This window comes from Acinetobacter stercoris (genome assembly GCF_900323515.1).
Lineage (GTDB): Bacteria > Pseudomonadota > Gammaproteobacteria > Pseudomonadales > Moraxellaceae > Acinetobacter > Acinetobacter stercoris.
In genome coordinates this window covers 1-10,413 of record NZ_OOGT01000141.1, presented here as the reverse complement: position 1 = coordinate 10,413, position 10,413 = coordinate 1, and the positions used below count along the sequence as shown (strand labels likewise).

The 10,413-nt window shown below is 36.6% G+C and carries 11 protein-coding genes and 1 pseudogene; 4 read left to right on the top strand and 8 right to left on the bottom strand.

The window, feature by feature from the left end; all coding sequences use genetic code 11:
- From KPC_RS13620 to KPC_RS13600, 5 genes and pseudogenes are all read right to left on the bottom strand, one after another.
- A pseudogene (locus tag KPC_RS13620) lies at nucleotides 1-431 on the bottom strand (helix-turn-helix domain-containing protein); the annotation flags it as partial.
- A gap of 165 nt (nucleotides 432-596) precedes the next feature.
- Nucleotides 597-1,250 (bottom strand): oxygen-insensitive NAD(P)H nitroreductase, encoded by a 654-nt coding sequence (nfsB, locus tag KPC_RS13615; RefSeq protein ID WP_121974910.1) that lies wholly within the window; start codon nucleotides 1,248-1,250, stop codon nucleotides 597-599.
- A 173-nt stretch (nucleotides 1,251-1,423) separates the two neighbouring features.
- Complete coding sequence (locus KPC_RS13610) at nucleotides 1,424-1,966, bottom strand: RNA 2'-phosphotransferase (RefSeq protein WP_121974909.1); 543 nt, start codon at nucleotides 1,964-1,966, stop codon at nucleotides 1,424-1,426.
- Nucleotides 1,967-2,023: 57 nt separating this feature from the next.
- Complete coding sequence (locus tag KPC_RS13605; protein WP_121974908.1) at nucleotides 2,024-2,743, bottom strand: UDP-2,3-diacylglucosamine diphosphatase; 720 nt, start codon at nucleotides 2,741-2,743, stop codon at nucleotides 2,024-2,026.
- 112 nt (nucleotides 2,744-2,855) lie between these two features.
- A complete protein-coding gene (locus tag KPC_RS13600) occupies nucleotides 2,856-3,365 on the bottom strand; it encodes a peptidylprolyl isomerase (protein WP_121974907.1) in 510 nt (169 codons plus the stop codon).
- Between the two features lie 166 nt (nucleotides 3,366-3,531).
- Between KPC_RS13600 and KPC_RS13595 the strand changes: the two genes are divergently transcribed.
- A complete protein-coding gene (locus KPC_RS13595) occupies nucleotides 3,532-5,253 on the top strand; it encodes a glutamine--tRNA ligase/YqeY domain fusion protein (protein ID WP_121974906.1) in 1,722 nt (573 codons plus the stop codon).
- 62 nt (nucleotides 5,254-5,315) lie between these two features.
- On the opposite strand, the gene KPC_RS13590 is transcribed toward KPC_RS13595, so the two are convergent.
- Nucleotides 5,316-6,224, bottom strand: coding sequence for a LysR family transcriptional regulator (locus KPC_RS13590; RefSeq protein ID WP_121974905.1), 909 nt, complete (start codon nucleotides 6,222-6,224; stop codon nucleotides 5,316-5,318).
- Nucleotides 6,225-6,334: 110 nt separating this feature from the next.
- Between KPC_RS13590 and KPC_RS13585 the strand changes: the two genes are divergently transcribed.
- The gene (locus KPC_RS13585; RefSeq protein ID WP_121974904.1) at nucleotides 6,335-7,384 is read left to right on the top strand and encodes an aldo/keto reductase; all 1,050 of its coding nucleotides are present in this window, start codon (nucleotides 6,335-6,337) and stop codon (nucleotides 7,382-7,384) included.
- Nucleotides 7,385-7,571: 187 nt separating this feature from the next.
- A complete protein-coding gene (locus KPC_RS13580) occupies nucleotides 7,572-8,018 on the top strand; it encodes an SRPBCC domain-containing protein (protein ID WP_121974903.1) in 447 nt (148 codons plus the stop codon).
- Between the two features lie 3 nt (nucleotides 8,019-8,021).
- On the opposite strand, the gene KPC_RS13575 is transcribed toward KPC_RS13580, so the two are convergent.
- Entirely contained in the window at nucleotides 8,022-8,555 is a 534-nt protein-coding gene (locus KPC_RS13575) for a lecithin retinol acyltransferase family protein (RefSeq protein ID WP_121974902.1), read from the bottom strand.
- A 168-nt stretch (nucleotides 8,556-8,723) separates the two neighbouring features.
- Here KPC_RS13575 and KPC_RS13570 point away from each other — a divergent pair, with 168 nt between their 5' ends.
- Complete coding sequence (locus KPC_RS13570; RefSeq protein WP_121974901.1) at nucleotides 8,724-9,473, top strand: phosphodiester glycosidase family protein; 750 nt, start codon at nucleotides 8,724-8,726, stop codon at nucleotides 9,471-9,473.
- Between the two features lie 52 nt (nucleotides 9,474-9,525).
- Here the strand turns inward: KPC_RS13570 and catA are convergent.
- A partial coding sequence (catA, locus tag KPC_RS13565) for a catechol 1,2-dioxygenase (RefSeq protein ID WP_121974900.1) occupies nucleotides 9,526-10,413 on the bottom strand: 888 nt, incomplete at its 5' end.

Sequence of the window (10,413 nt, the reverse complement as noted above, 5' to 3'; positions counted from 1 at the left end):
TGTATTTCCTGATAGATATGATGACTAGAAAGAGGCAATGCTATTTTTTGATAAATATCAAAAATGTTTTCAACTTTTTTTCTTATTTCCTCTGGCTCTTGATAAAAGCTTAGATATTTAAATTCATTTAAAATCTGATCATATGGGCGATGAAAAGAAGAGGGGAAGAGTTCCTTTGCAGGTATTTTTATATATTTTTCAATGCGGTGATAATAATAACTTAAGGTCGGGTATTCGATGGATTCTTTGATATTAATATCAAACCGTTCAGTTAAATCCAGAGTGGCATAAGACTGGAAAAAGAGAAGAGTCTGAATTTCTTTAAACTTATAGGGGTGAGTTTGCCAGTGTGTTTCTAAATATTCATTAAACTTCTTAAACTTGTTGGTGATATACGTGCTTAGATCCATATCAACACCCAGTAGTTTCATCCAGGTTGGTGTTTTATATATTGCTACAACAAATATGTCATCTGACTAAGAAATATATATGACAAAAATATGCTAAAGAAAAGAATATTTGTTTTAATATTATTAAAATAGTTGTTAGGAAATATAACAGGGCTGTGGAGAAAATGCTTCCCCACAGATTTGCTATTACAGACGAGTAAAGATTTCCTCTTTATTTAAGCGGGACTTAGGTAATTTCGCATTAAAATCACTGTCACTGCGATAACCTAGTGTTAAAAGTACAGAAGGTATAAGCCCTTGTTCTTTTAATTTAAACTCTTCAGAAATGATTTTCTCATTAAAACCACCAATAGGTGTTGCATCAATACCTTCAATGCCAGCGGCAAGTAGCATTTGCCCTAATGCAATAAATGTCTGGTTTTCAGCCCAACGCGAGATATCACCTTTTTCATTTTTATAATAATCAACATAACCGATACGGCTGTCTTTTTGTCCTTGCTTTGCAGCTTCATCCTTAAAACGACCACTGATGTCATCTTGGTGTAATAAATGCTCCAAGTGCTCGGATGTAATATCGGCTTTGGTACAAAATAAAATCGTATGTGATGAATCCAGTACTTTAGGGGCATTATAGGCGTATTTGCCAACAAGAGCTGTTGCTATGCGTTCTTTTGCCTGTGCATTATCAGCAATAAAAAAGTGCCATGGCTGGATGTTAATGGATGAGGGAGTTAAACGCAGGACTTCCAATAAACGGTCAAACTGAACTGAAGGAATTTTTTTTGAAGAATCATAAGCTTTAGTCGTATAACGTGTTTTTGAAACGTTTAACAGATCCATATTGAAACCTAAAAATATATTTTAAAGTCTTCTGATTATATTCTCATATTTTAAATTTTGATTAGGAAAATTTGTCAAAAAATATAATTTTTTGTGAAAGCAATCTATAAAATTGAGAATAGTCTGTATATTTTTTGCAGGATGATATTAATGTTTACATACATTGGGCAATTTCATGACTGTTCAATGAAATATTTGGGAACTTTTTCAACTAGCCAGACATTATTCTCTGCCTGATAAAATTTGAAACCACTTTGATGCATGTCTAAAGTACGGATTGTTAAAATATAGGGTTTACCATAGCGCGCTCCTACTGCAAGAGCTGTATCTAAACTTTCTGATAAATGGACGTATTGCCGTTCTTTAGGGATTAAGCCCTGATTTTGGATAGATGATATAAAACGTTCAGCTGTACCATGATATAGAAAGGCAGGAGGAGTCTTTTCCAGAAACTTTCGATCGACAGTTGTTGTGGAATGACCTTGCACAGCCCTGATTTTTAAACCGTCGTCAGAGATTTGGAAACGTTGTTTGGCGTTATTTTTTACTACATTGAGAAGAAGGGTGCGGTTTAACTGGACACCATGAATAGGTTCAGAGCGTTCTAGTAAATCGGATATACACGCCCAACCTTCCTGGTCTAATTTTAAATCTATAATTTCTGGTTTATGTCTAAGGACAAAGCTTAAATACTTACTAATATTTTTTTCACTCATCGAATAATCCCTATTCTGATTGTTTTATTTTATTTGATGATTACAAAAAATGTGAAATTACGCAATATTCCACTGGATGAATTGCCAGTTACCTGATTCATCAACTTCTAAAATCATGGCCTGCGAAGTGCTTTCACGCCAATCACCTAATACGATACGTGGTTTCGCATTAACATCGTGTATCTGAGGGCGATGGGTATGTCCATGAACTAATATATCAATATCTGACATGGCTTTTTTCACAGCCTGTTGATTGACATCCATGATTTGATAAGGTTTATCTTGTTTTTTTTCAGTACTTTTTTTTCGAAAACCATTGGCGAGACGAATTCTAAAACCAAGTGGTGTTTTTCTTAGAAAAGCTATAAGTAATGGATTTCGTATAATCTTTTTAAAACGTTGATAGGAGATGTCATCGGTACATAATGCATCGCCATGCTCAAGACGAAATTGTTTATTTCCGATATGAAGAAAATAAGTGTCAGGCAGAAGTGTACCGTTAAATTGATTTAAAAAAACTTCGTTTAGAGCGAAGTCCCGATTGCCGACTTGAAAGTAAACATGGTTACCAGCCTGATTAAACTGCTTTAAGGCATTAACAATCTCATCTAACCAAGGAGCTGTATAATCGTCACCAATCCAGGCGTTAAACCAGTCACCTAAAATATATAATTGAGTATTTTTATTTTGATATTTTGTCAATAAATCTAAAAACCCCCGAATAAGTCGAGGGTGTTCAGGTGACAAATGCAAATCTGCAATAAAAAGATAGGTCACTTAAAGATCCTTTCAAATCCCAACTCCCTCATTACTGAGGGAATTGCTGTCTTTCATTGTAGTGTTTTAAAGCAGAGCTTTAAAACTAAAGAAAGTCAGGGAGCAGGTTTTTTTATTCAGAAATAATTTTAGCAGATTCGATCACAACATTCTCTAAAGGAACGTCAGCGTGGTAACCACGGTTGCCAGTGCGAACACCTTTGATGTCGTTAACAACTTCCATACCTTCTACAACTTTACCAAATACCGCATAACCCCAACCTTGTGCAGTTTTGCCAGTATGGTTCAAGAAAGAGTTATCTTTAACGTTGATAAAGAATTGGGCAGAAGCTGAATGAGGCGCTTGAGTACGAGCCATTGCAATCGTACCTACATCATTACTCAAACCGTTATCAGCCTCGTTTTCGATAGAATCACGAGTTGCTTTTTCTTTGAAGTTCTCATCCATACCACCACCCTGGATCATAAAGCCATCGATCACGCGGTGGAAAATTACGCCGTCATAAAAACCGTCACGTACGTATTCTAAAAAATTTGCTACAGTTTTTGGTGCTTTTTCAGCATTTAGCTCAAGAACAATACGACCTTTATTGGTATTTAATTCGACTTGAGGAAAACTCATACATTATCTCCTAAGCATGGACAAAAAAAGCCATGGGTTTTTGGTTGAGAGAAGCATAAGCAAACTGTAAACTACATAGCAAGCAAAAACGTTATTTTCTTTGTTAAAAAATTCAAAATTGCGTTTTTATTGTCCTAATTTTTATTATAGAAGTGATTTATCCATTATGAAGCCGAATGATGTTGTTTCATCCCTGCCAAATACCCCGACAACTCAAAATCATCCTGTCGATGCCGTGCAGCAAGAACAACAGCCCGGTTTGGATTTTATCCGTCAGGTCATTACTGATGATTTGGAAGCAGGTCGCACACAGACGGTTGTTACCCGTTTCCCGCCAGAGCCAAATGGTTATTTACATATAGGTCATGTAAAAGCGATCTGTTTGAATTTTGGTATTGCAAAAGAGTACGAGGGTTTATGTAACCTTCGTTTCGACGACACAAACCCTGATGCTGAAGAGCAAGAGTATGTCGATGGTATCGCTAATGATGTGAAATGGCTTGGTTTCAACTGGAATGGTGAACCTCGTTATGCATCAAGCTACTTTGACCAGTTGCATGCATGGGCAATTCAATTGATTAAACAGGGCGATGCTTATGTTGATCTACAATCACCAGAAGAGATCAAGCTGAATCGTGGTAATTTTGTTGAACCTGGTAAGGACTCTCCATATCGCGATACTTCGATTGAAGAAAATTTAGTAAATTTCGAAAAAATGAATAATGGTGAGTTTGGTGAAGGCCAAGCAGTGCTTCGTGCCAAAATTGATATGGCTTCTCCAAATGTGCATATGCGTGATCCTATTTTATACCGCGTGTTACATTCTGATCATCATCAAACAGGTGACAAGTGGAAAATGTATCCGATGTATGACTATGCGCACCCATTATCAGATGCGATAGAAGGAATTACACACTCACTTTGTACGCTTGAATTTCAGGATCACCGTCCATTTTATGATTGGGTCGTTGAAAAAGTTCATTCAAAAAGCGTTCCTCATCAATATGAGTCGAGTCGTTTAAATATTGATTATACGATTACTTCTAAACGTAAACTGCGTAAGCTGGTTGAAGGCGGATATGTAAATGGTTGGGATGATCCACGTATGCCAACTGTAGTTGGTATGCGTCGTCGTGGATTTACACCAGAAGGTTTGCGTGATTTCTGTAAACGTGTAGGTGTTTCAAAAACGGATGGTATTGTCGATGTGGCAATGCTTGAGTTCTGTATCCGCCAATCTTTGGAAAATACAGCAGCAAGAGGCATGGCTGTATTAAATCCTTTAAAAGTTACATTGACTAATCTTCCAGAAGATATGGATCTAAGTCATGCACGTCATCCAAATGTTGATATGGGTGACCGTGTTATTCCATTGTCTAAAGAAATCTATATTGATCGTAAAGACTTTGAGGAAGTTCCGCCTAAAGGTTTTAAGCGTTTGATTCCAGATGGAGAAGTCCGTTTACGTCATGCTTATGTGATTAAATGTGATGAAGTGATTAAAGATGAAAATGGTGAAGTCGTCGAGTTGAAATGTTCAATTGACCCTGCAACCTTAGGTAAAAATCCAGAAGGCCGTAAGGTTAAAGGTGTTATTCATTGGGTGTCTGCGACTAAGGGTATTCCTGCTGAGGTACGTATTTATGATCGTTTATTTACAGAAGCAGCTCCTGATGCTGATGATGATTTCTTAAAACATTTGAACCCAGAGTCACTAAAAGTAGTTCAGGCAGTGATTGAACCTGCATTGGCAAATGCTCAGCCAGAAGAACGTTTCCAGTTTGAGCGTGAAGGCTATTTTGTTGCAGATCAATACGATCATACAAGTGACAAACCTGTATTTAACCGTATCTTGGATTTACGTGACAGCTTTAAGCCAGGTAAATAATTAAAAACAGAATGTTATAAAAAGACCCGGCTTAGGTTGGGTCTTTTTTATTTAGGTAAGCGTCATAGTTCAAACCATGCATAACGATTTGTAAAATAATTTTGTAAATAAGACAAGAAAGTCTGGACTTTAGCAGGGACAAGAGATCTTTCTGGAATTACTGCATAGATCGCAGTGGGTTCGATAGGATAATCTTTTAATACCTGAATCAATTTTCCTGACTTTAGATCATCTTCAACATGCCAGACTGAGTGATTTGAAATACCTAACCCTTTTAATGATGCCTGACGTATTGCTTCACCAGAATTGGAAATAAAATAACCATTGATCACAACTGACAAGCTTTCACCCTTTGGGCTGATAAAATTCCAGATATTGGTTAAGCCCTGTTCATGTTGTTGTAATATACATCGATGTTGCTTCAAGTCCTGCAATGTTTGGGGAATGCCAAATCTGTCTAGATACTCAGGTGCTGCACAGAGCAACCGCTTATTTTGAGTAAGTTTTTTTGCAACTAAACTTGAGTCTCTGAGTTTTCCTATGCGAATAGCGATATCCATACCATGTTCAATCAAGTCAATATTTTGATCATTTAAATCCAGATGAATTTTTAATTCAGGATAGCGTAGGGAGAATTCAGCAATAACAGGCGTCAAGATTTGTATCCCAAATGTTGCTGAAGCGGTAATTTTAAGTGTGCCAATTAGGCGACTATCTTTAGCCTGAAGACTTTCTTTCAGGTTTGAAAAATCATCTATCCATTTTCTTCCATGATCAAGTAAGGTTTTACCTTCCTCGGTTAAATTAATTTTACGTGTTGTACGGTGAAATAAACGTAAGTTTAGACTTTGTTCTAAACGCTGTATGCGCTGACTTGCTACTGAGACAGAAATATTTTCCTGTTTTGCGGCCTTGCTAATCGAACCTAGATCAGCAACACGGATAAAAAAGTGAAAATCTTCAGTATTCATAATGATCTTGATTATCAATAAAAACAGGAAAGTCTTTATTGATTATTCTGGTTTTTTAAATAATAAACAATCGTTATTGTATATTTAATATCTAAATATACAGGTGTGAGATGAAATATAACTTATTGGGTAATTCTGGACTTAAAGTTTCTGAACTTGGTTTTGGAGCAGGAACCTTTGGCGGTAAAGGGCAAATATTCTCTGCATGGGGAAAAGCCAGCCAGCATGAAGCGAATCATATGATTAAACTGTGTTTGGATGCAGGTATAAACTTTTTTGATACAGCCGATGTGTATTCAGATGGTGAGTCTGAACGTATGTTAGGGAAAGCACTGGCTCAGGAACGCCATCACAATATTATTTCGACTAAGGTCAGTATCCGAACATCTGAAAATGCAAATGATGTGGGTTTTAGTCGAAATTATTTAATTCGTGCTGTGGAGCAGTCTTTGGAAAGGCTCAATACAGATTATATCGATGTTTTGCAATTACACCATTTCGATAGTTTTACTTCACTTGAACAACTCATGAAAACTCTGGATGACTTGGTTCGTAGTGGAAAAGTACGATATATAGGTGTTTCAAACTTTTCAGGCTGGCAATTGATGAAAGCGCAGTCGATTGCGAGTCAACATGGTTATGAAAAATTTGTAGCAAATCAGGTTTATTATTCATTGATTGGTCGTGATTATGAATGGGAATTAATGCCACTTAATCATGATCAGAATATTGGTGCTGTGGTGTGGAGTCCGCTTGGATGGGGAAGATTAACAGGTAAGTTTGACCGACAAAACCCAGTGCCTATAGAAAGTCGTTTACATGACACAGAGCAGTTTGCTCCGCCTATCCAGCAGGAAATACTTTATAATTTACTCGATGTTTTAAAAGATATATCTAATGAAATACAAGCAACTGTTCCACAGGTCGCACTGAGCTGGTTATTGCAAAGACCAACCGTTTCAACGGTATTGATTGGTGCGCGCAACGAAACACAGCTTAGGGATAATCTGGGTGCAAAAGACATTTTGCTATCAAATGCTCAAATCGAGCGATTAAATCAGGTAAGTGCAGTGTATCCACCATATCCATATTACCCATATTGGAATGGTCAGTTTACAGAAAGATATAACGCCTTGGTAAGCTCGTCATTTACACCATAATTATTTATTGTTTTATGCTGAGACGCTTTGGATGGAAGTGCCTTTGCCTGGCTTTTATAATTTTTTTAAGCTTCAAGCGTTTTTTTTACATGATTAAGCTTAAGATAATTTACACTTTTTGACTTGTTGAAGGATGTGAACTTGTTTATTTATAAAGAATAACTCTACAAAGAATAGGACAATAAAAATGCCAGTGATTGAAACACAAATGTTGATTCGCAAACCTGTGAAGGAAGTATTCAATGCATTTATTGAACCTAAAGTCACTACTAAATTTTGGTGTAGCCGTTCTACTGGAAAGCTGGAACAGGGGAAAAGTGTAAAATGGACTTGGGATAAATATCTGGTTGAAACAGATGTTACAGTGTTGTCCATTGTAGAGAATAAATTAATTCAAATAGTATGGGGTGAACCCAAGACTACTGTTGATTTTATTTTTGAAAAAATTTCAGAACATGAGACTTATTTAAAAATCAGAAATTATGATATTCCATTTCAAGGCTCAGAATTAATTGCTTTTATTATGAATAATACTGGTGGTTTTACAACTGTGCTGGATGCTCTAAAGGCTTATCTGGAGTATGGTCTGGAATTGAATTTGGTTAATGATAAGTTCCCTCCATTTAAGCAATAAGCTTTACTTTTTTTGCTCATGATCCTTTAAAAACAGATAGGTTGGCATTTGCATTTTTGCTTTGGCTCTAAGTTTCATTTTGATATAAAAAACCAGTGCAAAACATGTGGTTGCAATTGTTAATAGCAATCCATTCATATAACTCATGATTGAACTCACATAGCCAATAGTGGTGAGTCTATTCATCATTCTGATGACTTGGGGACTACTTTCTACCCCGGTAATAGCCCAGCTACACAAGTGTTCACAATTATTAATGATCAAATGATACTGGTTTTCATGCATACGTGAGCGCATACGTTTGACGACTAAACGACCTTTATATCTAGGTTGTTCATAGTGACGAATGGAGATTTTTTTACCGTGGGAAAATTTGTCGATTGATGTAATTTCAATTGGCTGCTTTTTAAAAAAGTGTGCAAACCCCGAATAATGGATAACACGACCTCTTCCAGCATATATACCATGATGGGTATAGCCGAAATGTTTAACAATGAGGTGGGCTCCAATAGGATATTTTTTAAAGCTTCTCTGCATATATCACTCTTTTCCAATAAAGTTTACAGGTGTATTTTTATTGAAAGAATCTGTAGGATTATACCTAAATTTTAAAGTACAGGGTATGAAAAGAGATAAATTGCAGTATTGAATTATTTTTATTTGTAACATAAAGATTTATATATATTTTTAGTGAATGACTAAACAATGAAAATTTTAAAAAGGCTGGTTTTTACAGTACTTATGAGTCCATCATTTATACACTTATCACATGNTAAGGTTGAATATGTGCAAATTCAAAGCAAGCAGAATGTGATTGCTGATGTGGTGATAATTAAATCCTTAAAAAATCTTAAATTGTTTTTAAATAATGATAAAAATTTACCTTATAAGAAGTTTAATCCTTTGAAAAAAAGTTTACCTAAATGTCAATCTATGTTTTTTGCAATGAATGCAGGAATGTATCACCCTGACTATTCACCAGTAGGGTTATATATTGAAAACTATACAAGGATAAAAAAGATTAATACTGATTCAGGGTTTGGTAATTTCTTTATGCAACCGAACGGAGTTTTAGCATGGAATGAGCAAAAAGCAGTGATTGTCTCAACAGAAAAATTTATGACATCAGATTTTAATGCAAAATATGCAACACAATCGGGACCTATGCTAGTGATTGATGGAAAAATTAATACTCGGTTTTTACCAAATTCAGATTCATTGAAAATCAGAAATGGGGTGGGGATTAAAAATAATGAGCTGTATTTTGTAATTAGTCACAATAAAGTTAACTTTTTTGATTTTGCAAGTTTATTCAAAGATGAGCTGGGAGTAGATAATGCCCTGTATCTGGATGGTTCAATTTCAAGTCGCTATATCCCCCAGATTGGACGACATGATTCTCGATTTAATCTTGGACCAATCGTAGCATTTATCGATGCGAAACAATGTAAATAGCCTAAGTTAAATAGGCTATTTATCTATCCGGAGCTTGAAAAAATCATTTAATTTATACGCTAGCGCGGCGACGATCCACTTCAGTTGTTGGAGCATCAGCTTTTTCTTTCACAAGCTCAACATTGAAAGTGATGTGTTTGAAAGGTTTATTCTGACCACGTTTAGCAAGCTCTGCCTCATCTGTTACATCTACAGCTGTAGCAACCAGACCATCACGGGTTGCAAATGCAAAGTCATCCCAAAGGTATTTGTCGCCTTCGATATTAAATTGAGTCGTTAGTTTGCGATAACCTGGTGCAGAAACAAAGTAATGTACGTGAGAAGGGCGGTTACCGTGGCGACCCAGCAGATTCAGTACGAATTGAGTTGTGCCTTCAGGAGGGCAACCATAGCCTACAGGCATAGTTGTTTGGGCAACATATTTACCGTTTTCGTCAGTCAGGATAGTACGACGCAGGTTAAACTCAGATTGCGACTTGTCGAAGAAAGAATAGTTACCTAATCCATTTGCATGCCAGACTTCTACTTTGGCATTTGGAATGATATTACCTTCAGGATCAGTTACAGTACCTTCGATGAATAATGTATCGATGTGATCGGATTCGGAACCATCATCCATACGGGCAAAGCCTACGGATTCAGGAGCACCAGCAACGTATAGAGGTCCTTCGATGGTACGCGGTGTTCCACCCGTGATACCTGCTTTGGCATCGGCTTCATCAGCACGTAAATCTAAATAATGTTCGAGACCGAGACCAGCTGCTAACAAACCTAATTCGTTTGCCTTTCCAGCATCTGTAAAATATTCTAGGCCTTTCCAGACTTCAGAAGGAGAGAGGTCAAGATCTTCGATTGCCTGAAACAGATCCCCAAGTAAGCGGACTACAATTTGTTGTACACGAGGATTGACAGTACCAGTAGCTGTATCCACATTCATTTC